This window comes from Micromonospora sp. NPDC004704 (assembly GCF_053601675.1).
The window spans coordinates 1-21,654 of record NZ_JBSGCD010000064.1 but is presented as its reverse complement, the minus strand read 5'-3'; the positions used below and the strand labels follow the sequence as shown (position 1 = coordinate 21,654).

The window sequence follows — 21,654 nt, the reverse complement described above, 5'->3', positions numbered from 1 at the left end:
TCCGTCTGTAAGTACGTGAGATGACGTGGGCGGTACATCGAAGAATCCTGCCTTGGATCGCTCACATAGTCCAGACCCACCCCCACCCCCCTCTCCTCGGCGATCTAGGGCATATACGTGCTTGTTGATCTCCGATCACCACCATCTGCCCTAGATCGACGGGGAGGTGTGGCATGAGGGGCGGCGTGGGGGCCCGATCTTGTAGGTTGAGGGCGTGGCACGCAGTGTCTATATCGCCGGGATGGGGCACGGCGGCGGCAAGTCGACGATCGCACTCGGGCTGGCCGAACTCCTCTCCCGGCAGGTCGAGCGGATCGGCGTGTTCCGGCCCCTGGTCAGCGGCACCGAAGAGGACCCGATCCTGGCCCTGCTGCGCGAGCGCTACCGGATCGACACCCCGGCCGGCGACCTGTACGGGACCACCTACGCCGAGGCATCCAGGCTGGTCGGCGACGGGCAGCGGGAGGAACTGATCTCCCGGATCGTGGAGCGCTACCGTACGGTCGAACGTGGTTGCCCGGCGGTGGTCGTGGTCGGCAGCGACTTCGACGACGCGGCCGAGGGCGGCACCGGCGGGCTCTCCCGCGAACTCGCCTTCAACGCCCGCCTGGCCACCGAGTTCGGCAGCGTGGTGGTGCCGGTGGTGGACGGGTTCGAGCAGGAGCCGGAGGCGATCGCGGCGGCGGCGCGCGGGGCGTACCACGACCTGGAGGACCTGGGCGCGACCGTACTGGCGGTGGTGGCCAACCGGGTGCCGGGGGCGATGACCCTGCCGGAGCTGCCGGTGCCCGCGTACGCGATTCCCGAGGTGCCAGCCGTGTCGGCGCCGACGGTGGCCGAGGTGGCCACGGCGCTCGGCGCCACCCTGCTCGCCGGTGACCGGGCCGCGCTGGAACGGGACGTCCTCGACTTCGTCGTCGGGGCGGCCCACGTGCCGACCCTGCTCGACCACCTCACCGACGGCGCGTTGATGATCACTCCGGGGGACCGGGCGGACCTGCTGGTCGCCGCAGCGGCGGCGCACGTCGCCGGTCAGGTGTCCGTGGCCGGGCTGGTGCTCACCCTCGGCGAGCAGCCGGACCCGAGGGTGATGCGGCTGGTCGAGCGGCTGCGTACCGGTCTGGCGGTGCTCTCGGTGCCCGGCGACAGTTACCACACGGTGTCCGCCTCCAGCCGGATCGAGGGCCGACCGAGTGCGGCGAACCCGCGCAAGGTGGAGGCCGCCCTGGGCGCCTTCGAGGCCGCGGTGGACACACCCGAGCTGGCCCGTCGACTGCGGGTCGCCCGGTCCGCGCGGGTCACCCCGCTGATGTTCGAGTACGACCTGATCGACCGGGCCCGCGCGATCCGCCGCCGGCTGGTGCTGCCCGAGGGTACGGACGAACGGATCCTGCGGGCGACCGAGATCCTGCTCCGCCGCCGGGTGGCCGACCTGACCCTGCTCGGCGACCCGGACGAGATCCGCCGCAGGGCGCGCGAGATCGGTGTCGACATCGAGCAGGCCGACCTGGTCGACCCGGCCGCCAGCCCGTGGCGGGACGACTTCGCCGCCGAGTACGTCCGCCTGCGCGCCCACCGGGGCGTGACCCCGGACCTGGCCCAGGACGTGGTGGTGAGCCCGAACTACTTCGGCACGATGATGGTCCACCTGGGTCGGGCCGACGGCATGGTCTCCGGCGCCACCCACACCACCGCCGCGACGATCCGCCCCGCCTTCGAGATCATCCGTACCGTGCCGGACGTGTCGGTGGCCTCCAGCGTCTTTTTCATGCTGCTGTCCGACCGGGTCCTGGTGTACGGCGACTGCGCGGTCAACCCGGACCCGGACGCGAACCAGCTCGCCGACATCGCCCTCTCCTCGGCCGACACCGCCGCCCGGTTCGGTGTCGAACCCCGGCTGGCGATGCTGTCGTACTCGACCGGGGCGTCCGGTGCGGGCGCCGACGTGGAGAAGGTCGCGGCAGCCACCGAACTGGTCCGGGCCCGCCGGCCGGACCTGCTGGTCGAGGGACCCATCCAGTACGACGCCGCGATCGACCCGGCGGTGGCGGCGGCCAAGCTCCCCGGCAGTACGGTCGCCGGCCGGGCCACCGTCTTCGTCTTCCCCGACCTGAACACCGGGAACAACACGTACAAGGCGGTGCAGCGCTCGGCCGGTGCGGTGGCGGTCGGCCCGGTGATGCAGGGCCTGCGCCGCCCGGTCAACGACCTGTCCCGGGGGGCGACGGTGAAGGACATCGTCAACACGGTGGCGATCACCGCGATCCAGGCGGCGGCAACCGGTCCCGCCGATGGCGACCGGCGAGAGGACGTGGCGTCGTGAGCCGGATCCTGGTGGTCAACTCTGGTTCGTCGTCGCTGAAGTACCGCCTCTACGACGGTGTCGACGCCGGTGACGAGACACCGGTGGCCGGCGCCGGCGGGCCGGTGGTGCTCGCCCGGGGCACGGTCGAGCGGATCGGCGAGCCCGGCGGCGGGCCGGCGAACCATGAGAGCGCGATCCGGCAGGTGTTGGACCGGATCGACCTGACCGGCCTGACCGGGGTCGGGCACCGGGTGGTCCACGGTGGACAGCGGTTCGCCGAGCCGACCCTGGTCGACGACGAGGTGTTCGGGGAGATCACCGATTTGGTGCCGCTGGCGCCGCTGCACAACCCGGCGAACCTGGCCGGGATCGCGGTCACCCGACAACTCCTGCCGGGGGTGCCGCAGGTGGCGGTCTTCGACACCGCGTTCCACCGGACCCTGCCCGAGGCCGCCGCCACGTACGCCATCGACGCGGAGACCGCCCGCCGGTACGACATCCGCCGCTACGGCTTCCACGGCACCTCACACGCGTACGTCTCCCGGCGTACGGCGGCACTGCTCGGCCGCCCGTACGGGCAGGTCAACACGATCACGCTGCACCTGGGCAACGGGGCGAGCGCGTGCGCGGTCGCCGGTGGCCGCAGTGTCGCCACCTCGATGGGGATGGGGCCGCTGGAGGGTCTGGTGATGGGGACCCGCAGCGGTGACCTGGACCCGACGGTCATCATGCAACTCCGGCGGGTCGCCGGCCTGTCGGTCGACGAGATCGACGACCTGCTGAACCACCGCAGCGGCCTGTACGGGCTCACCGGCGCGAACGACATGCGCGAGGTGCTGCGTCGCCGGGAGGCCGGTGACCCGGCCGCGGAGCTGGCCTTCCAGGTCTACTGCCAGCGGATCCGGTTCTACGTCGGCGGTTACTACGCCCTGCTCGGCCGGCTCGACGCGATCACCTTCACCGCCGGTGTCGGCGAACACGCCGCCCCCGTCCGCGCCGCCGCCCTGGAAAACCTGAACCACCTGGGCATCCTCATCGACCCGGACCGCAACACCACCCAGTCCGGCGACCGCCCCATCTCCCCCGAAACCTCCCGAACCCCCGTCTACGTAATAGCCACCAACGAGGAACTAGAAATAGCCCACCAAACCGCCACCCTCCTCACCCCCCGGTCCCCCCGGTCCCCCCGCCCTCCCGGTTGATCATGAAGTTGGCGCGCCCGACACCGGCGTGTCGTCGCGCCAACTTCATGATCAACGAGGTGGGACGGGGGTGGCGCGGTCAGGAGAGGGTTAGCCAGGCGATTAGGGCTAGGACTACCACTGCGGCTACTGATGCGCCGATGATCAGGGGTAGGTTCGGCGACGGCTTGGCGGGTGCGGCGGGCGGTTCGGCGGACGGGTGCGCGAAGGCACGGAACGCCTCGGTGTTGCCACTGGGGTCCTGGTAACTGTCAGGCATGCCGAAGACCATAGCGAACAGCCACCGGCAGGCGGTCGAGTGCTGGCGGCGGGGGCGATCCGGGCCGTACTGAACCGGGTGAATCCCACCGCAATCGGCCGAGGCTCGACAACTGCGCAGCGCAGCCGGCCGACGCGCCGGGTAACGCCCCGCGACGCGTACCGCCACTGCGCGGCCCGTACGGCGGCGCCGAGGCCACCGAGGTGGCTGGTCAACATCGACCGGCTGGCCGCCGTACCGCACCCGGAAGGGTGGCCGCGTACGGCGGAGCGGACGCTTACGGTCAATGTGGTGCGCGGGAACGACCGTGGATCGGGTCTGTCATCCCGCCCGGTCGCACACGCACACCGGTCGCGGGCGGGCGGTCGCCGCCCCGGGGCGCCGTGCACCGCACCGCACCCCGCCGAGCGCCGGAGAGAACGTACGCGGTCGGCGTGCGTACGCTCACTCCCGGCCGCGGTACCGCCCGCCCCCTCCGACGTGCGCACCCCTTCAGACGGAACATCGCGGGCCCGTGCGTGATGCACGGGCCCGCGACGGGGGTGGCGGGGGTAGAGCTACGGGACCACCGGCTTGCGGCTGTCCACCCAGACGTTGCTTGCCTTGTCCCAACTGATTCCGGCCTGGCCGGGGCGGGCCACCACGCCGAACCGGTAGTTCCGGCCGAACACGTTCTGCCGGAACTGGATGTTGGAGCCCTTGAGGTCTTCGCGGATCCCGACCGAGTAGTTGCCGCCGTTGCAGTAGTTCTGCTCGAAGGTCAGGTTGTTCACGCTCGGCCCGGTGGTCGAGCCGATCATGATGCAGGCGTTGAACGGATCCCCGGTCGTCGGGTTGTACGTCTCCAGCGAATTGCCGCGTACCACGATGTTCGAGGCGCCGGTGGTCTGCAACGCGTCGTTGTGCGAGCCGCTGGTCCGGGCGAGGTGGTGGATCCAGGAGTTCTCGATCACCGTGTTGCTGCCCAGGCGCGGGCCGTCGATCGTATTGGTGATCTCCACCCGGCGCAGGGTGTAGTCGCCGCAGCAGACGGCCGCCGAGTTCTTGGCCTGCCCGTTGATCTCGACGTCCTCGACGAGCAGGTTGGCCGCCCCACCGAGGGTCCTGATCGAGTAGAGCCCGCCGCAACTGATCCGCGACTTCCGCAGGATCACGTTCTTGGCACTGACGGTGAAGCAGCCCTTGATGTCGAGTCCGGTGAAGACCTGGCCGTCCTTGGTCGCGTTGATCGAGCCGGAGGCCTTGAGCGTGGTGCCGGCCGGTACGCCGGTGTTGTCCGGACCGGGGAACGATTCCGGGATCCGGCCGGCGACCTCACGCGGCGGCGCACTGGATGCGGGCGGTGCGGTGGTACGGCTCGCGCTGGGGCGGGCGCTGGGGGTGGCGGTCGATTCCGACGGCGGCGGCTCGGGAGCCGGTCCGATCTCCGCTCCCGCGTTCACCGCCTTGCCGTTCCAGGTCGACTCGACAATCGTCGCGGGCGCGGAGTCGGAATACATGAAGCCGTTGCGGCAGCCGAAGATCTGCACCCGCCGGGCGGTGTAGTTGCCGAACACGAGCCCATTGGTACGGGCCGAACCGCAATGAATCTTGGTGTCCTCGACCACGGTGCCGGAGAAACCGTCGAAAATCCGCAACGCGTGCGACGCCCCGCCGTAGCGGATCGTCGAATTCTTGATCGTGACGTTGTTCGCCCGTACGTGTATGTAGCCGTTGACCACGACACCGTCGATCACGGTGCCGTCCTTGTAGACCGCCATCGAACCGTCACGGCTGCCCGCGACGGCCACCCCGATGCCGGCCACGGCAATAACAAGGGTCGTCAAAATTACCAACAATGAACGCGGCCGGCGGCTAAATAACTTATGCCCGCCTCGCGAGGATCGTGATGCTTGTTCAATATCTGTGTGCGCCGCCGAGAACCTCAAGATCTAACCCCTTCGACCTACATATAGTCCGCAATCAGCAGAGCAGAACCGCATGACTGTACCGCGCACTCAAGGTGACCTTGGGGTATCACAAGGAGATCGGAAACCAAACCTTTAGTTTTCCTAAAGGGGGCCTTTCCCACGGCTTATCTCCGCTTTTCAGGGGCCTTACGCCGCTCGTTTGCCCCGCTTTGCCCAGGGGGAAAGGTCCGGATTTTCAAATCGCGGGGTCGCGCGTGTTCGGTCGGCTACCCTCGGCGAAAGGTGGGGCATCGCCGTCCGAAGCGGACCGTCGGGCTCCGGGAGGCCCGGTGCGGCGGGGCCTCTCCTCACCGGGTGTGGTCGAGCACCACCTTGCCGAACACCTCGCCGGACTGGAGCCGGGCGAACGCGTCGGCCACCTGCGAGAACCCGTGGACCGAGTCGACCACCGGACGGACCCCCCGGTCGACGCAGAACGCGAGCAGTTCGGCCAACTCTGCGGGCGTACCCATCGAGGTGCCGAGGATCTCCAACTGCAACGCGAACACCCGACGGAGGTTCACCTTCGGCTCGTGACCCGAGGTCGCCCCCGACACCACGATCCGGGCGCCCGGCCGGGCCGACTTCATCGAGTGGTCGAACGTCGCCGCGCCGACGGTCTCGATGACCACGTCGACCCGTTCCGGCAGCCGGGCTCCCGGTGCCACCGCCGTCGCACCGAGCGCCGCAATCCGGTCCCGCTTGGCGGCGTCGCGGCTGGTCGCGTACACCCGCTTGCCCATCGCCACCGCGAGCACGACGGCGGCGGTCGCCACCCCGCCCCCGGCGCCCTGCACCAGCACCGCGTCGCCCTCGTCGATCCGCCCCCGGTCGGTGAGCATCCGGTACGCGGTCAGCCACGCCGTCGGCAGGCAGGCCGCGTCGGTGAGCGAGAGCCCCGCCGGTACGGGCACCAGGTTCCCCCTCGGCACCGCGACCCGCTCGGCCAGGGTGCCCTGGAACTTCTCCGACAGGATCGACACGCCACGTGGGTCGGCCGGATCCAGGACCACCGGGTAGACGAGCACCTCGTTGCCGTCCGGGTCGATGCCGGCGGCGTCGCACCCGAGGATCATCGGCAACTGATCCACGCTCAGCCCGACCCCGACCAGTGACCACAGGTCGTGCCGGTTGAGGGAACTGGCCCTGACCTCCACGGTCACCCAGTCGTCGGCCGGGTGCACCGGCTCCGGACGCTCGCCGACGGTGAGCGCGGCGAGCGGATTGTCGGCATCGAACGTCGAGGCGAAGGCGGCACGCATGATCCGCACGCTAACAGCGCCGGCCCACCACCGGAACTGCCCCGCCCGCCCGGCAATCGCGCGCACCGGCCCCGCAAACGAGCAAGGGTCCCTCCCTGCCCGGGAAACGACAGGAAGGGACCCTTGCCCACGCCTCAGGCGCGGGCGACGCCGTCGCGGCGGGCGGCGTCGAGGACGGCCTCGGCCACCGCCGGGGCGACCCGGGGGTCCAGCGGCGACGGGACGATCGCGTCCGGGGTCAGGTTCTCGGCGACCACCGCGGCGATCGCGTCGGCGGCGGCCACCTTCATGCCGTCGGTGATCCGGGTGGCCCGTGCGTCGAGCGCGCCCCGGAAGATCCCCGGGAACGCGAGGACGTTGTTGATCTGGTTCGGGAAGTCGCTGCGGCCGGTGGCGACCACCGCGACGTGCCGGCCCGCGACGTCCGGGTGCACCTCGGGTGTCGGGTTGGCCAGGGCGAAGACGATCCCGCCGGACGCCATCCCGGCGATCGCCGCCTCCGGGATCTGCCCGCCGGAGACGCCGATCAGCACGTCGGCGTCGCGCAGTGCGGCGGTGATGTCGCCCTGCCGGCGCGCGGAGTTGGTGAAGTCGGCCAGTTCCGCCTTGACCTGGGTGAGCCCCTCGCGTTCCGGGTGCAGGATGCCGCGCGAGTCGCAGACCACGATGTCGTCGGGGTTGACCCCGCCGGCGGCCAGCATCCTGGTCACCGCGACGCCGGCCGCGCCCGCCCCGCTGACCACCACCCGCAGGTCACCAAGCTTACGGTTGAGCAGGGTGGCGGCGTTGCGCAGGGCGGCGAGCACCACGATCGCGGTGCCGTGCTGGTCGTCGTGGAAGACCGGGATCGGCAGCGCCTCCTCCAGCCGGCGTTCGATCTCGAAGCAGCGGGGGGCGCTGATGTCCTCCAGGTTGATCCCCCCGAACGACGGGGCCAGCGCGGTCACCACCGAGATGATCTCTTCCACGTCCTGCGTGTCCAGGCAGATCGGCACCGCGTCGACGCCGCCGAACTGCTTGAACAGCACCGCCTTGCCCTCCATCACCGGCATCGCCGCGCGGGGACCGATGTTGCCCAGCCCGAGTACGGCCGAGCCGTCGGTCACCACGGCCACCGTGTGCGAGACCCAGGTGTAGTCGTCGACCAGTCCCGGGTCGGCGGCGATCGCCTCGCAGACCCGGGCGACCCCGGGGGTGTACGCGAGCGACAGGTCTTCCCTGCTGGTCAGCGGTACCGTCGAGGCCACCGCCAGCTTGCCGCCTCGGTGCAGTTCGAAAACCGGATCAGCATGATCCACAGAAGACGATGACATGGGAACTCCAGGATTCGTCGAGCAGTTGGACCCAACCGGCTCGACGCGAGGTCGGCGAAAGACCGGCGGTGCGGTGCGGGGGGTCACCCAGGCACGGCCAATGAGCATACTGTCGTCTGTTTACCGTACCTGTGAGCAGGGTCATACCGGGTGGTAACCGAACCTCCGCAGGCGCGGCCAGTACCGCAGCACCACCCGACCGAGCACATCGGCCACTCCGTACGCTCGGGAGTCGTCCGTGATCAGCGGGTTGTCACCGTGCAACCACCACCCACCGTCCTCGGCGCGGACCACCCGCTTGACCACAACCAGGTCGGGGCGGGTGCGGAAGACCGCGACGACCACGTCACCGGGCCGGATCGCGCGACCACGCCGCCGCACCAGCACCGCGTCGCCGTGACGCAGCGTCGGCACCATGGACGGACCGCTCACGAGTACGGCGAACAGCCCTCGCCCCGGTGGCACCGGCCGGTCCGGTCGATTTCCCGCTGGTCCCATGCGCACCAGGTTTCACCTCCCCGCCCCTGGGGACGTAAGTCAGGAGTAATGTCGTCTCGGATCATCGCAAACATCCCACGGAGGGCCTTGATGCGACTTCCACGCATCCTCACACCACGTTTCGTCGCGCACGCCCACTGCGACCTGCCCTGCGGGGTCTACGACCCGGCACAGGCTCGGATTGAGGCCGAGTCCGTAAAGGCGATCTGCGAGAAGTACCAGGCCAACACGGACCCGGAGTTCCGGACCCGCGCCCTGATCATCAAGGAACAGCGCGCCGAGCTGGTCAAGCACCACCTGTGGGTGCTCTGGACCGACTACTTCAAGCCGCCGCACTTCGAGAAGTACCCGAACCTGCACTCGCTGTTCAACGAGGCCACCAAGCTGGCCGGTGGCGGCGGCGGCGCGAAGGCGTCGACCGACCCGGCCAAGGCCGACGAGCTGCTGCAGAAGATCGACGAGATCTCGAAGATCTTCTGGGAGACCAAGCAGGCGTGAGCTCCACTGTTTCCACCGGCCGGCCGCAAGCCGACCGGGGGGACGAGAGTCCCCCACCCGCGATTCGGCCGGCGCGTCCCTCGGACGTGCCGGCCATCGTCGCGATGGTGCACGAGTTGGCCGAGTACGAACGCGCACCGGACGAGTGCCACCTCACCGAGGAGCAGCTTCACGCGGCCCTCTTCGCCGCACAGCCGGCGCTGTTCGGGCATGTCGCGCTCGACGCCGACGGTGAGCCGATCGGTTTCGCGCTCTGGTTCCTCAACTTCTCCACCTGGCGCGGCGTCCACGGGATCTACCTGGAGGACCTCTACGTCCGGCCGGCGGCCCGGGGCACCGGTACGGGCCGGAGGCTGCTCGCCACCCTGGCCGCCGTCTGCGTCGAGCGCGGTTACCAGCGGCTGGACTGGTGGGTGCTCAACTGGAACCCGGCCCGCGAGTTCTACCACTCGATCGGTGCCGCCGCGATGGACGAGTGGCTGCCGTACCGGCTCACCGGTGACGCGTTGACCGATCTCGCCCGGCACGCCGACTGACGCCCCCGATCCGCCCCGCCGGCCCTCACCCTGCCGGCGATGGGTGCTGCCCGCGAAACGGGCCGCAGGTGGCCGGGCACTATCCATCGATCACCAACTGTTGATCGGTGTTTACCCAGTGCTGCGGTGGGATGTCCACTTAGCGCCATGTCGCCTCTGCGGCACCGCCGATACGGGACCGGCGAAATATTCCAGCCACAGACTCCGAGCTGTCGCCATTTTGATGGCGGTCCGCTGAACCCGAGGAGTCTGGGAAATGTCCACCCCCCTGCGTCGTACGGCCGCCGGCTTGGTGGCCGTACTCGCGATCACCGCCGCCGGTACGCCACCGGCCTCAGCCGCCCCACCGACGGCCGTACCGCCGGGAGCGGTGCCGAACCCGTTGGGCGGCTCGTCCAGGGTCACCCTGATCACCGGTGACGTCGTCGAGGTCGCCCCGGCCGGCGGTGGCCGGTACGCCGCCTCGGTCCACCCCGCCCCCGGCCGGGAGGGGATCACCTTCCACACGGTCGAGGTCGACGGCGGGATGCGGGTGCTGCCCAGCGACGTCGTCCCGTACGTCTCCGCCGGCACCCTGGACGCGGACCTGTTCGACGTCGAGGAGCTGATCGCCGACGGTTACGCCGACGGTTCGGCGGCCAGCCTCCCGCTCATCGTCCGGTACCGGGACCCCGGCACCGCCAGCACCGCCCGCGCCCTCGCCGGTACGACCGCCGCCCGTCCGCTGGCCAGCATCGGCGGTGCCGCACTGGTCGCCCGCAAGGACTCGCTGGCCGGGTTCTGGCAGGCCGCCGCACCGGCGACGACCGCACCCGGTGCCCGGTCGGCCGGCTCCGGCGCACCCGCGTTCGGCAACGGGATCAGCCAGATCTGGCTCGACGGCAAGGTCCACCCGGTGCTCGACCGGAGCACCGCCCAGATCGGCGCCCCCGCCGCCTGGCAGGCCGGGTTCGACGGCACCGGGGTCAAGGTGGCCGTGCTCGACACCGGGATCGACCAGACCCACCCCGACATCGCCGGCAAGGTGGCGCTCGCGCAGAACTTCAGCGACAGCCCCGACACCACCGACCACTTCGGCCACGGCACCCACGTGGCGGCGACCGTCGCCGGCACCGGTGCCGGGTCCGGCGGCACCCGCAAGGGGGTCGCACCGGGCGCGAGCCTGCTGGTCGGCAAGGTCCTCGGCGACGACGGCAGCGGCTACGAGTCGTGGATCATCTCCGGCATGGAGTGGGCCGCCGACCAGGGCGCGGCGGTCATCAACATGAGCCTCGGCGGTGGCGGAACCGACGGCACCGACCCGATGAGCCAGGCGGTCGACCGGATCACCGCCGAGGACGGCACCCTGTTCGTGATCGCCGCCGGCAACGAGGGCGCGGACTACACCGTCGGTTCGCCCGGTGTCGCCCCGTCGGCGCTGACCGTCGGCGCGGTCGACCGGGACGAGTCCCTGGCCGAGTTCTCCAGCCGGGGCCCGCGCCTCGGTGACGAGGGCCTCAAGCCGGAAATCACCGCTCCCGGTGTGGACATCGTCGCCGCCCGTGCCGCCGGCACCACCATGGGTACGCCGGTCGACGACCTCTACACCGCCGCGTCCGGCACCTCGATGGCGACCCCGCACGTGGCCGGTGCGGCCGTACTCCTGGCCCAGCAGCACCCCGACTGGTCGCCGGCACGGCTGAAGGACGCTCTGGTCAGCACCGCCCGTACGAACAGGGAGCTGTCGGTGTTCGCCGAGGGGGCCGGTCGGGTGGACGTGGCCCGTGCGGTGGGCCAGCGGGTGTTCGCCACCGGTGTGGCCAACTTCGGGCTGCACACGGGCGCCGGACCCGGCACCGCCCCGGTCAGCCGGACGGTGACGTACACCAACGACGGGACGGCGCCGGTGACGCTCACGCTCGCCGTGGACGTGTCGAACCTCGGCACCAGGGCCCCGCAGAACGGCGCCATCACCACCGGCACCGGTACGGTGACCGTGCCGGCCAAGGGCTCGGTGGAGGTACCGGTCACCGTCGACCTGGCGAACCTGGCACCCGGCCAGTACGGCGGCTGGGTGACCGCGACCGGGCCGGATGGCGTACTGGTCACCACGGCGCTGGCGGTCACCTCGGAGGGTCCCCGGCACACGGTGACCCTGCGCGCGGTGGACCGGGCCGGCAAGCCGGTGGCGGTTCCGGTCGTCATGCTCCAGGGCGACAGCAGCCGCTCGGACTTCCTCGGTTTCCTGTGGGAGGGCACGACCCAGCAGGTACAGGTCGAGGAGGGCACGTACCTGCTGAACGCGCTGATCTCCGACGGCGGGGTGCAGAACGAGCAGCTGACCGCGATCATCGATCCGGAGTTGCGGGTCGACCGGGACATCGAGGTCCTGCTCGACGCCCGCAAGGGCACCCCGATCCGGATCGAGACGCCCAAGCCGTCCGAGCAGCAGGCGGTGTTGAGCTACTACGTGCACCGGGTGACCGGCACCGGCCGGCAGATGGACCTCGGGGTGATGAGCTTCAGCACCGTCCAGCAGGTCAACGTCACCCCGACGAAGCGGGTCTCCACCGGGAAGTTCGAGTTCTCCTCCCGCTGGCAGCTCGTCGCGCCGATGGTGCAGGCCAAGGTCGACGGGGTGTCCGGTCCGCTGGACATCAACCTGACCGGGCAGTCCCCGGCGTACGACGGTGAGCGTGAGTTTTCGCTGGTCTACGCCGGCCGGGGCACCCCGGCCGAACTGGCGGCGGCGAAGGTACGCGGCGCCGCGGTCGTGATCCGCTCGGCCAACGAGCCGGGTGGGGAGGACGCGCCGAGCGAGAGCGAGGTGACCGCTGCCGCGGCTGCCGCCGGTGCGGCGGTGACCCTGATGGTCCGCCCGGCGGACTGGTCGGCCTGGACGGTGTGGCGGCCGATCGGTGACCGGGAGGCGATCCCGATGCTGGCCGTGACGGCCGACGCCGGGGAGAAGCTGATCGCCCGCGCCGCCAAGGGCCGGGCCAGGTTGAAGCTGACCCTGACCACGTCCAGCCCCTACCTGTACGACGTCCAGCATGTCGAGACCGGCCGGGTTCCGGACCGGGTCGTCTACCGGGTGACCGAAGCCAACTCGGTACGGATCACCTCCACCTACGCCGACAACGGCGGTATCCCGTGGCAGAAGGAGCAGCGATTCGGATGGCGCCCCTGGCAGACGTTTTCGTGGAACGACTCGTCCCGCTTCGTCGAGACCCCGAAGGTCCGCGAGGAGTGGGTGACCAGCGGGGACTCACTGTGGCAGCACCGGGTGGTGCACGACTGGCCGTGGAACGACTTCGGCTCGCTGGCTGGTGGGATGACCGAGCCGCCCACCTCCTACCGTGCCGGTAGGTCGCAGGAGAGCTGGATTGCCCCGGTGGTCCGACCGGCGTCGCCGGCCGGGGTGCCGGAGCTGGTCTCCACCCGCACCGGGAACGCGTTCGCGCTGCGGGTGCCGGAGTTCGTCGACTCCGACGGCCACTTCACCATCGGTGAGGCGACCCAGGTCGGGGCGAAGCTGTGGCGCAACGGAAAGCTGCTCGCCGAACTGCCCAACGCCCGCCAGGATGTCACCACCACCGGGCCGGAGGCGCGGTACCGGTTGGCGTTGACCGCCCAACGCGACGGCGAGGAGTGGAGCTTCGGTACCCGTACCGAGACGGTGTGGGACTTCCGCTCCGGCCAGCAGTCCGGCGACCGGGCCAGGCCGCTGCCGCTGTTGCAGGTCGACTACTCCGCACCGGTGGACGCGAACGGCCGGGCGACCGACCGTCAGCACACGCTCGGCCTGAGCCTGCGCAGCCAGGACGGACTGTCGGCGCCGCGTGGCACCGAGCTGACCGTCGATGTGTCCTTCGACGAGGGACGCACCTGGAAGAAGGCCCGGGTGTCCGGGGACGGTACGGACTACCGGGCGACGATCCCGGCCGGCAGGGGCACGGTGTCGCTGCGGGTCAAGGCCACCGACCGGTCCGGCAACGCGGTCACCCAGACCGTGATCCGGGCGTACGGCCTGCGCTGAGGCCCGTCGGGCGGGGCGACCGGTCCCGTCGTCCCGCCCGACGCTCAGAGCCACCCCCGACGGGCGGCCTGGAAGGCCAGGCCGGTACGGGTGTCCACGCCGGCGAGCAGCATCAACCGCTCCAGCCGGCGTTGCACCGTACGGCGGCTGACGCCGAGTTGCGACGCGATCGACTTGTCCGGGAACCCGGCCACGAACAGCGACAGCAGGAAGCGTTCGCTCCCGTCCAGCACCTCGTCGACGCCGGATTCGGTGGCCACTGTCAGTTCGCCGCCCGTGCCGCCGGGCTCGCCGTCCCAGCGGATCGGGCTGGCCCGGTCCCAGTGGCTCTCGAAGAGGGCGAACAGCGCGTCGAGCAGTTCACTGCGCCGGATCAGGGCGGCGGTCGGCTCGCCGATGCCCTGGTGGTCGTCGGGTACGAGCGGGCAGATCGCGGTGGAGCGGTCGGCGATGGCGAGCCGGACCGGCAGCGCCGGCAGCGTACGGGCCTCCTCTCCGCCGCGTACGCTCTCGGCGATGCTGTCCAACTCGCCGGGCATTTCCAGCAGCGCCCGTTCGTAGATCGCCCGGTACCGTACGCCCCTGGTCAGGGCGGTCGACTCCTCGGAGTTCTCCGGTCCGGACATCGCCAGCGGGTTGGCCCGGCAGAACCAGAGGATCTCCTCGCGGGCCGAGTTCTGCAGGTCCCGGAGCTGTTCCCGTAGCGCGGTGGCACCGACGACCACCTCCACCAGGTGGTCGGCGTTGCGGCGGCGGTCACTGGCCCGGTACTCCTCGGTCAGCGCCGCGACCGCCTGCCGCGCGGTCTCCAGCGACTCCTGCCGGCGAAGCAGGGTGTTGCCGAGGGCGACGTCCGGCGGCAGCGGTTCGAACACCGGCTCGGGGCCGGGTCGGGCAACGGCGAGTCCCTTGCTGCGCAACGCCTCCAGCAGTTCGGCCGCCTCGGTCACCGGCAGCGCGGCCAGCCCGGCCAGGTCGGCGGGACTGGCCGCGGAGAGCCGCAGGAGCAGCCGGTACGCCCGCTCCTCCGCGGCCCCCAGCAGCCCCGTGTCGTCGAACATCACGTGCCTCCCCTGCCACCCACACCGGGTCGAACTCTACGAACCCCGCGGTCGCCCGGCATGCCCGTACGGACGACGCGGTGATCATTCGACGCCCGGTTCGGCGGCACGGATCCACCGACGGAGAAATTTATTGATCACAAATCGGGGTGGGTCCGGGGTGGTGGTCGATCATTCGCCCGACGTCACGGTCACCGGGTTGAACTGTGCCGCGTACGCCTCGCCGGGGGCGATGGGGGTGATGACGTCGACCAGTACGCCGTCCGGGGCGGCGACGATGAAGTGCCGCTGGCCGAAGTCCTCGCTGCGCAGGGAGAGTTCCTCGGTGAGACCGGCCCCGTGCACCAGCCGCCGGTGTTCGGCGTCCACATCGGTCACCTCGAAGTTGAGGATCAGCCCCTGGACCGGTCGGCGGTAGCCGTCGGGCAGCGTCTCGTGGGTGTGGTCGAGCAGCGCCAACTCGTAGTGCGGGGATTCGGGGCGGCGGAGGCTGACGTACCAGTCGGCTTCGAAGGTGGTCTCGAAGCCGAAGTGCCGGGTGTAGAAGTCGCGGGACGCGGCCACGTCACGGGTGCAGATCACCGGGTAGAAGCTGGTCAGCGCGGTTTCCATGGGACCTCCGTCGTCCGTTCACATACCTTGGGTATGCGAACGGACGCTAATGACATACTCTCGGTATGTCAATCGCGGTGGACGGGACGGGCGGCGGGATGAACGGAACTGGCAGCGGGATCGGCGGGACGGGCTGCGGATGGTGAGTCGGGCCGAGCAGCGGGCCGAGACCCGGCGTGCGCTGCTGACGGAGGGCCGGCGGCGGTTCGCCCGGGACGGCTTCCACGCGGTGGTGCTGGAGGAGGTCGCCCACGCGGTCGGGGTGACGAAGGGGGCGGCGTACCACCACTTCGGCAGCAAGGCCGGGCTGTTCCGGGCGGTGGTCGAACAGGCGCAACGGGACCTGGGGGACAGGGTGGCCGAGGCCGCCGGGGCGCACGACGATCCGTGGCAGCAACTCCTCGCCGGGTGCCGGGCCTTCCTGGCCGCCGGTTCGGATCCGGCGATCCGGCGGATCATGCTGGTCGACGCGCCAACCGTGCTGGGCTGGAACGAGTGGCGGTTGATGGACGAGTCCACCTCCGCCCATCACCTGACCGAGGCGCTGGAGTCGCTGATCACCGCCGGGGTGATCGCCCCGCAGCCGGTCCAGCCGCTGGCCCGACTGCTGTCCGGGGCGATGAACGAGGCCGCACTCTGGTTGGCCCAGTCCTCCGACCCGGCCGCCCTGGACGCGACGATGACGGCCCTGGAACACCTGCTGGCCGGACTCCGCCGGCCGGCCTGACCCCGTTCCCGACATCGCCGACCGGAACGCGCTCGGATCAGCCGGCCCGAACCCGTTCGGGTCAGAAGGCGATGACGAGGCGACCGCGTACGCCACCGGCTTCGAGCAGGCGGTGGGCCTGCCCTGCCTGCTCCGGCGGGAAGGTGTCGGCGACCCGGAGGGTCAGGACTCCGGTTTCGGCGAGACGCCGCAGTTCGTCGAGTTCGTCGGGTCGGCCGCCGTAGTCCGGCATGTAGACGTACCCGGTTCTGATCCCGCGCGGCGCTTCGGTCGAGCCGCCGCTGACCCACGCGAGGCCGCCGCCGTCGCGGATCGCGTCGAACAGGTCGGCGGTGCCGACCGTGTCGACCGCGCCGTCGACGCCGCCGGGTGCGAGCTCGCGGAACCGGTCCGCGACACCGGGCCCGCGTTCGACCACCTGGTCCGCGCCGAGGGCGGACACCCGGGGTACGTCCGACGCCTTGGCGTCGGCGTACACCGTCAGCCCCGCATGCTTGGCGAGCTGTACGACGAACCCGCCGACCGCGCCCGCAGCACCGGTGACCGCCAGCGTCGCTCTCCGCGGCAGGTCGAGTTGGTCCAGTGCCATCCGCGCGGTCAACCCGTTCATCGGGACCGTCGCCGCCTCGGCGTGGCTCGTGCCGGCGGGTGCACGTCCCACCCAGTTCGCGTCCAGCACGACGTGTTCGGCGTACCCGCCGCCGTCGGGCCGGATCGGGACGACCATCGCCATCACCCGGTCCCCGATCCGCAGGTCGGTGGCCGTGTCCGCACCGATCTGGTCGACCACCCCGGCCACCTCCTGACCCGGCAGGTACGGCCGCCGCACGCCCCGCATCAGGGCCGCTATCCGACCGGAGCGCAGCAGCACGTCACCCGGGGTGACCCCGGCCGCGTGCACCCGGATCCCGATCTGCCCCGGTCCCGCCTCCGGGCGGGGCAGCTCCACCACCCGGAGCATCTCCGGTCCACCGAACTCGTCCAGTCCCACCGCTCGCACGTCCGACACCCTCTCCGTGAATCGCCGGGAACAGAGCCCGGCCCCTATTGGTTGCCTAGCTAGTACGCTTCGAATACCAGGGTCACCCCGTGGAGGAACCACCATGACGGCCACGCTCGTCGACAAGATCACCCCGACTGCGGAGCCCGCGGTCACCTGCGACGCCGAGCTCATGCGCAGCGTCCTGGCACGGGTCGGTGACAAGTGGTCCGTGGTCGTGATCTGCGAACTGGGCAAGGGGTCCCGCCGGTTCAACGAACTGCGGAGGCTGGCGTACCCGATCACCCAGCGGATGCTCAGTGCGACCCTGCGCGGCCTGGAGCGCGACGGAGTGGTCACCCGTACGGTGCACCCCACCGTCCCGCCGCAGGTCGAGTACGCCCTCGCCCCCGCCGGGCAGACCCTGCTCACCATCGTGCAGGACCTCGCCGGCTGGACCGAGCAGAACCTCGACGGGATCCGGGCCACCCGAGTCGCGTACGACCGCCGCTACCAGGACCCGACCACCACCGACCTGTGACGCCGACGGCGGCTCGTTGGCCGTGACTACTTCGCGGTCAGGCCGCCGTCGATCGCGAGTGCCGCCCCGGTGATGAAGGTCGCCTCGTCACTGAGCAGAAACGACGTGAACGCGGCGATGTCCTCTTCCGCACCGGCCTTGCCGTTCGGCTGCAAACCCAGGAAATACTGCTCGATTTCCGGGTTGGCCGAGACCTGACGCCACAACGGGGTGTCGACCAGTCCGGTCACCAACGCATTCACCCGTACGCCCTCTTTCGCGACGTCGAGCGCCACCGAACGGGTGAGGCCGACAAGACCGTGCTTCGCCGCCGAATAGGCCGCCAGTTTCGCGTCCCCGACCACACCCACGGTCGAGGCGTTGTTCACGATGGAACCGCCGCCGGACGCGACGATCGCCGGGATCTCGTACTTGAGGCTGTAGAACACGCTGGTCAGGTTGCGGTCGATCGTGCTGCGCCAGAAGGCGTCGTCGATCTCGCGTACGGCACCGACGGCGTTGCCACCACCGGCGTTGTTGAACGCCCCGTCGAGCCGGCCGAACTCGGCGACGGTGACCCGTACCAGCTCAGCGACCTGCTCCTCCACGGTGACGTCGGTCGGCACGAACAGGACCTGGCCACCGCTCGCCGCGATCTCGGCGGCGACCTCCACACCGCGCGCCTTGTCGCGGGCGCCGATGACAACCTTCGCGCCCTCCCGTGCGGCTCGCTGCGCGAACGCCCGTCCCATTCCCATGGTGCCGCCAGTGACAATGATTACCTTCGATTGAAGTCGCGCAGACATCTGCCCCGTGTCCCTTTCCGGAATTGGTCGAACGTCTCGACCGGAGCCCCAATTTCGGGGCTGTCCGGTCACCCGACCAAGGCTGCCCGTGGACACGCCGATCGACAAGAAGGCAGTTATAAGTGCGCAGGTTCCCCGCAGGGAACCGCCCACCCGGGACCGTCGACGTCGCGTCGGAGGAAGTGACGGTGGATCAGGCGGTGCGCTCGTACTCGGCGAGGATGTCGTCGAGGATCAGCTTCTCGGCCGCCTGGCGACCGGGGTGGGCCCCGGCAAGACCGGCGAAGACGATCAGTGCCTTCCAGAGGGCCCAGGCACGTCCCCGGACCCAGGTGCCGGGGTCGACGTCGAGCGCGGTCCGGAACGCCTCGCGGCTCGGCCCCGACAGCAGGGTCCAGGCGATCGTCACGTCACAGGCCGGATCGCCGACCCCGGAACAGCCGAAATCGATGACGGCCGACAACCGGCCGTCGCGGACGAGCAGGTTCCCGGAGGCGACATCACCGTGGAACCAGACCGGCGTACGTTCCCACGTCGTCTTGAGCGCCGCCTCCCACAACGCGGTGGCCGTGTCACCGGGGATCCGATCCCCCAGCATCGCGATCGCCCGCCGGGTGTCGTCGTCGTACGTCTCCAGCGGCCCGCCCCGGTACGCGCTGTGCAGCCCCGGCGGCGGCCCGTCGCTCGCGTCGATCCGTTGCAGTGCGTTCAGGAAGCCGGCCAGGTCGGTGGCGAACTCGGTCAGGTCACCGATCCGGTCGGGATTTGCCACCTCGCCCTCGATCCACCCGTAGACGGACCAGTTCAGCGGATACCCCTCGCCCGGTACGCCCATCGCGAGCGGCGCGGGAATGGGCAGCGGCAGATGCGGGGCGAGTGTGTGCAGGTACCGGTGTTCCTTGGCGACCTGTGGCTCGTACCCCGGTCCGCTGGGCAGCCGTACGGTCATCTCGTCGCCGAGGTGGAAGGTCCGGTTGTCCCAGCCACCGAACTCGACCGGCCGGACGGGGAGATCGGCCCACCGCGGGAACTGCGCCCGGACCAGCCGGCGCGCCAGCGCCACGTCGATCGTCGGGAAGTCGTCGGCGTCCACCCGGTCCGTTCCGTCCTGCTCCATCCGACCAGGGTTGTACGGGCATCAGCCGGTCGCAACCAAGTTTGCGCCCGGCACAGCTACCGCCGGCCGTGGACGACTTCGACGCCGCTCTGGGCGGTACCGGCGCCCGTTTCCGCTCCTCGGCGACTGGCCCGACCGCCTGCCGGCACTGCGCTAGCCGCTCTGCGACGGCCTCGGGTGGGCGCCCGCGGCGCGCAGCAGTTCCGCCGTCCCGGTGTGGCTGCCGCGTAGCGCCCACTCGAGTGGGGAGTCACCGCTCCCCCGGTCCTCGCGCAGGTCGGCGTCCGCGCCGTGGGCGAGGAGTTCGCGTACGACGTCGGTGTGACCCCAGGCGGCGGCCGCGCACAGCGGCGTGCCCTGATCACCGCGCCCACTCTCACCGTCCGGGTCGGCGCCGGCCGCGAGGAGCAGTCGTACGACGCCGCCCGCGCCCGTACGAATCGAGGTTCCACGGCGCCGCACCCCGCCCGATCGTTACGATCGCGGTGCTGACCTGCTCACGCCGACTTCGACGAGGAAATTCCGACATGGCGAGCATCAAACCTTTCCAGGTCCGCTTCCATCACGTCAGCCTGTCCGTGGCAAACCTCGACGCCCAGCAACGCTGGTATCAGGACGCGCTCGGGTTCACCAACGTGATCGAACAGTTCGAACTTCCCCAACCGCCGGTACGGACAGCCGTGCTCCAGGCGAGCAACGGCGTACGGGTCGAACTCATCGAACGGGAGGGTTCCACCCGTCCCGAGATCTTCACCGATCCGCTCGACACCGCGCGGGGTCAGGGGTACGGCCACTGGGCCCTGGAGGTCGACAACCTCGACGACGCCTTCATGCGCCTGACCCGGACCGGTGCACAGCCCGTCTGGCCACCGGCCGACGCGGTCCAGCCCGGCGCCCGGTTCGCCTACGTCAAGGATCCCGAGGGAAACCTCATCGAGCTGATCCAGCCCCCGCCGGGCTGACCCTGCTCGGCTCAGGGCCCGGTCAGGAGATGTTCCACGAGTTGCCCGGCCGCGCGGTGTTGCGCCCGGAACGTACGGCAGCCCGCGCGCGACGCCCGATCGGTATGAGTACGGCCAACAGCAGGGCCGCTCCCACGATCGGGGTGCCGACCATCAACATGATCACCAGCCACTCGTCCGACACGTTACCCACCCCACTTCCCGCGATCGAGCCGACAAACGCCCGCCAGGCGGCCGGGCACGAAGGTCAGTACCCCGCCGTCACGGTCCCTTGTGTCCCGTACGCCATCCACGCCCGGCACGTTTCCCGCTCCCGGGTTGAAATCCCACCCTCGCGGCTCCACATCGAACCGGACACCTCGTTCACCAGCGTACTCACGAAGCGATATCCGCGGCCCTCCTCGCCTACACGGGTTCTTTCGTGTCCCCGGACAGGAACTTGGTGAAGCGTTTCGATCTCTCATGGGCGTCCTGGTACCCCAATACCGCGTAGAACCGGTGCGCCGATTCCCGGTGGCCACCGCTTGTCACCTCCATCAGGATGCAGCCGGCGGCGTACGCCCGTTTCTCGATCTCGGCCATCAACGAGCGCCCTACCCCCTGACCTCGGTACCGGTCATCAACCACCAGGGCCACGACCCGGCCGAACTTGCCGGTGCCCTCCAGGATCGGACAGACGTGCAGGGCGGCGACTCCGACCAACTCACCGTCATCGTCAGCGCCGAGCAACACGCTCGCCTCGTCGCCCAACCAGTAGGTCAGGCGTTCACGCACAGCCGCGCCATCGATCGGATAACCAAGTTGACCAAGCAGAACAGCAACCCCCGCCGCGTCCTCCCGCCGAACCGCGCACACAAATCACCACACCACAAACCCTGCCCCCACCACCCACCCCCTCACCTCGTTGATCATGAAGTTAGCGACACCCCGAGGCTGGCGGTTTCTAGGATTCAGTGCAACTGATCTTGGTTGTGCTGGAGGTGCTGGTGGCCAGGCCGGGTGTGGTGACGTTCGGGCATCGTCAGGTGTT

General features: G+C 70.3%; 21 protein-coding genes. 8 read left to right on the top strand and 13 right to left on the bottom strand.

Annotated features, from left to right (window positions below; all coding sequences use genetic code 11):
• The first annotated feature begins 214 nt into the window (after positions 1-214).
• Together pta and ACWEFB_RS37490 are read left to right on the top strand one after the other, a co-directional pair.
• The gene (pta, locus tag ACWEFB_RS37495) at positions 215-2,323 is read left to right on the top strand and encodes a phosphate acetyltransferase (RefSeq protein WP_452292983.1); all 2,109 of its coding nucleotides are present in this window, start codon (positions 215-217) and stop codon (positions 2,321-2,323) included.
• Positions 2,320-3,507 (top strand): acetate/propionate family kinase, encoded by a 1,188-nt coding sequence (locus ACWEFB_RS37490; RefSeq protein WP_452292982.1) that lies wholly within the window; start codon positions 2,320-2,322, stop codon positions 3,505-3,507. The genes pta and ACWEFB_RS37490 overlap by 4 nt, the downstream gene beginning before the upstream one ends.
• Before the next feature lie 79 nt (positions 3,508-3,586).
• On the opposite strand, the gene ACWEFB_RS37485 is transcribed toward ACWEFB_RS37490, so the two are convergent.
• The 5 genes from ACWEFB_RS37485 to ACWEFB_RS37465 all read right to left on the bottom strand — a co-directional run bounded on the left by ACWEFB_RS37485 (position 3,587) and on the right by ACWEFB_RS37465 (position 8,788).
• Positions 3,587-3,766 carry a hypothetical protein gene (locus ACWEFB_RS37485; RefSeq protein ID WP_452292981.1) on the bottom strand — a complete coding sequence of 60 codons (180 nt, stop codon included), beginning with the start codon at positions 3,764-3,766 and terminating at the stop codon, positions 3,587-3,589.
• A 557-nt stretch (positions 3,767-4,323) separates the two neighbouring features.
• On the bottom strand, positions 4,324-5,592 hold the full coding sequence (locus ACWEFB_RS37480) for a hypothetical protein (RefSeq protein WP_452292980.1): 1,269 nt from the start codon (positions 5,590-5,592) through the stop codon (positions 4,324-4,326).
• A gap of 431 nt (positions 5,593-6,023) precedes the next feature.
• A complete protein-coding gene (locus tag ACWEFB_RS37475) occupies positions 6,024-6,986 on the bottom strand; it encodes a zinc-binding dehydrogenase (protein WP_452292979.1) in 963 nt (320 codons plus the stop codon).
• Positions 6,987-7,111: 125 nt separating this feature from the next.
• On the bottom strand, positions 7,112-8,290 hold the full coding sequence (locus ACWEFB_RS37470; protein WP_452292978.1) for an NAD(P)-dependent malic enzyme: 1,179 nt from the start codon (positions 8,288-8,290) through the stop codon (positions 7,112-7,114).
• A gap of 141 nt (positions 8,291-8,431) precedes the next feature.
• Positions 8,432-8,788, bottom strand: a complete 357-nt coding sequence (locus ACWEFB_RS37465) for a S24 family peptidase (RefSeq protein ID WP_452292984.1) — start codon at positions 8,786-8,788, stop codon at positions 8,432-8,434.
• Between the two features lie 90 nt (positions 8,789-8,878).
• Between ACWEFB_RS37465 and sodN the strand changes: the two genes are divergently transcribed.
• The 3 genes from sodN (at position 8,879) to ACWEFB_RS37450 (ending at position 13,840) form a co-directional block, all read left to right on the top strand.
• The gene (sodN, locus tag ACWEFB_RS37460) at positions 8,879-9,286 is read left to right on the top strand and encodes a superoxide dismutase, Ni (RefSeq protein ID WP_326562730.1); all 408 of its coding nucleotides are present in this window, start codon (positions 8,879-8,881) and stop codon (positions 9,284-9,286) included.
• Positions 9,283-9,822 (top strand): N-acetyltransferase family protein, encoded by a 540-nt coding sequence (locus ACWEFB_RS37455; protein WP_452292977.1) that lies wholly within the window; start codon positions 9,283-9,285, stop codon positions 9,820-9,822. Before sodN ends, ACWEFB_RS37455 begins: the two co-directional genes overlap by 4 nt.
• Before the next feature lie 256 nt (positions 9,823-10,078).
• Entirely contained in the window at positions 10,079-13,840 is a 3,762-nt protein-coding gene (locus ACWEFB_RS37450; RefSeq protein WP_452292976.1) for a S8 family serine peptidase, read from the top strand.
• A 44-nt stretch (positions 13,841-13,884) separates the two neighbouring features.
• On the opposite strand, the gene ACWEFB_RS37445 is transcribed toward ACWEFB_RS37450, so the two are convergent.
• A complete protein-coding gene (locus ACWEFB_RS37445; protein ID WP_326562727.1) occupies positions 13,885-14,901 on the bottom strand; it encodes a TrmB family transcriptional regulator in 1,017 nt (338 codons plus the stop codon).
• Between the two features lie 171 nt (positions 14,902-15,072).
• Complete coding sequence (locus ACWEFB_RS37440) at positions 15,073-15,513, bottom strand: VOC family protein (RefSeq protein WP_452292975.1); 441 nt, start codon at positions 15,511-15,513, stop codon at positions 15,073-15,075.
• A gap of 139 nt (positions 15,514-15,652) precedes the next feature.
• Between ACWEFB_RS37440 and ACWEFB_RS37435 the strand changes: the two genes are divergently transcribed.
• On the top strand, positions 15,653-16,240 hold the full coding sequence (locus tag ACWEFB_RS37435) for a TetR/AcrR family transcriptional regulator (protein WP_452292974.1): 588 nt from the start codon (positions 15,653-15,655) through the stop codon (positions 16,238-16,240).
• 61 nt (positions 16,241-16,301) lie between these two features.
• Here the strand turns inward: ACWEFB_RS37435 and ACWEFB_RS37430 are convergent, their stop codons facing one another.
• The gene (locus ACWEFB_RS37430) at positions 16,302-17,240 is read right to left on the bottom strand and encodes an NADP-dependent oxidoreductase (RefSeq protein ID WP_452292973.1); all 939 of its coding nucleotides are present in this window, start codon (positions 17,238-17,240) and stop codon (positions 16,302-16,304) included.
• 103 nt (positions 17,241-17,343) lie between these two features.
• On the opposite strand from ACWEFB_RS37430, the gene ACWEFB_RS37425 reads away from it, so the two are divergent.
• On the top strand, positions 17,344-17,760 hold the full coding sequence (locus ACWEFB_RS37425; protein ID WP_452292972.1) for a winged helix-turn-helix transcriptional regulator: 417 nt from the start codon (positions 17,344-17,346) through the stop codon (positions 17,758-17,760).
• A gap of 26 nt (positions 17,761-17,786) precedes the next feature.
• On the opposite strand, the gene ACWEFB_RS37420 is transcribed toward ACWEFB_RS37425, so the two are convergent.
• From ACWEFB_RS37420 to ACWEFB_RS37410, 3 genes are all read right to left on the bottom strand, one after another.
• Positions 17,787-18,545 carry an SDR family NAD(P)-dependent oxidoreductase gene (locus ACWEFB_RS37420; RefSeq protein ID WP_452292971.1) on the bottom strand — a complete coding sequence of 253 codons (759 nt, stop codon included), beginning with the start codon at positions 18,543-18,545 and terminating at the stop codon, positions 17,787-17,789.
• A gap of 193 nt (positions 18,546-18,738) precedes the next feature.
• Positions 18,739-19,662 carry an aminoglycoside phosphotransferase family protein gene (locus ACWEFB_RS37415; protein WP_452292970.1) on the bottom strand — a complete coding sequence of 308 codons (924 nt, stop codon included), beginning with the start codon at positions 19,660-19,662 and terminating at the stop codon, positions 18,739-18,741.
• A gap of 153 nt (positions 19,663-19,815) precedes the next feature.
• A complete protein-coding gene (locus ACWEFB_RS37410) occupies positions 19,816-20,124 on the bottom strand; it encodes an ankyrin repeat domain-containing protein (protein ID WP_452292969.1) in 309 nt (102 codons plus the stop codon).
• Positions 20,125-20,189: 65 nt separating this feature from the next.
• Here ACWEFB_RS37410 and ACWEFB_RS37405 point away from each other — a divergent pair, with 65 nt between their 5' ends.
• On the top strand, positions 20,190-20,624 hold the full coding sequence (locus tag ACWEFB_RS37405; protein ID WP_452292968.1) for a VOC family protein: 435 nt from the start codon (positions 20,190-20,192) through the stop codon (positions 20,622-20,624).
• Between the two features lie 22 nt (positions 20,625-20,646).
• Here ACWEFB_RS37405 and ACWEFB_RS37400 read toward each other — a convergent pair whose 3' ends face one another.
• Both ACWEFB_RS37400 and ACWEFB_RS37395 read right to left on the bottom strand, forming a co-directional pair.
• Positions 20,647-20,808: a hypothetical protein gene (locus tag ACWEFB_RS37400; protein WP_452292967.1), complete on the bottom strand. Its 162-nt coding sequence runs from the start codon at positions 20,806-20,808 to the stop codon at positions 20,647-20,649.
• 221 nt (positions 20,809-21,029) lie between these two features.
• Positions 21,030-21,479, bottom strand: coding sequence for a GNAT family N-acetyltransferase (locus tag ACWEFB_RS37395; protein ID WP_452292966.1), 450 nt, complete (start codon positions 21,477-21,479; stop codon positions 21,030-21,032).
• Between the last annotated feature and the right edge of the window lie 175 nt (positions 21,480-21,654).

Excerpts from the sequence above, each read along its gene's own strand:
- ACWEFB_RS37405 (WP_452292968.1), top strand. The coding sequence starts at position 20,190 with ATGGCGAGCATCAAACCTTTCCAGGTCCGCTTCCATCACGTCAGCCTG.
- ACWEFB_RS37470 (WP_452292978.1), bottom strand. The coding sequence starts at position 8,290 with ATGTCATCGTCTTCTGTGGATCATGCTGATCCGGTTTTCGAACTGCAC.
- ACWEFB_RS37415 (WP_452292970.1), bottom strand. The coding sequence starts at position 19,662 with ATGGAGCAGGACGGAACGGACCGGGTGGACGCCGACGACTTCCCGACG.
- ACWEFB_RS37420 (WP_452292971.1), bottom strand. The coding sequence starts at position 18,545 with ATGTCTGCGCGACTTCAATCGAAGGTAATCATTGTCACTGGCGGCACC.
- ACWEFB_RS37450 (WP_452292976.1), top strand. The coding sequence starts at position 10,079 with ATGTCCACCCCCCTGCGTCGTACGGCCGCCGGCTTGGTGGCCGTACTC.
- ACWEFB_RS37465 (WP_452292984.1), bottom strand. The coding sequence starts at position 8,788 with ATGGGACCAGCGGGAAATCGACCGGACCGGCCGGTGCCACCGGGGCGA.
- ACWEFB_RS37445 (WP_326562727.1), bottom strand. The coding sequence starts at position 14,901 with ATGTTCGACGACACGGGGCTGCTGGGGGCCGCGGAGGAGCGGGCGTAC.
- ACWEFB_RS37425 (WP_452292972.1), top strand. The coding sequence starts at position 17,344 with ATGACGGCCACGCTCGTCGACAAGATCACCCCGACTGCGGAGCCCGCG.
- ACWEFB_RS37435 (WP_452292974.1), top strand. The coding sequence starts at position 15,653 with ATGGTGAGTCGGGCCGAGCAGCGGGCCGAGACCCGGCGTGCGCTGCTG.
- sodN (WP_326562730.1), top strand. The coding sequence starts at position 8,879 with ATGCGACTTCCACGCATCCTCACACCACGTTTCGTCGCGCACGCCCAC.
- ACWEFB_RS37485 (WP_452292981.1), bottom strand. The coding sequence starts at position 3,766 with ATGCCTGACAGTTACCAGGACCCCAGTGGCAACACCGAGGCGTTCCGT.
- ACWEFB_RS37440 (WP_452292975.1), bottom strand. The coding sequence starts at position 15,513 with ATGGAAACCGCGCTGACCAGCTTCTACCCGGTGATCTGCACCCGTGAC.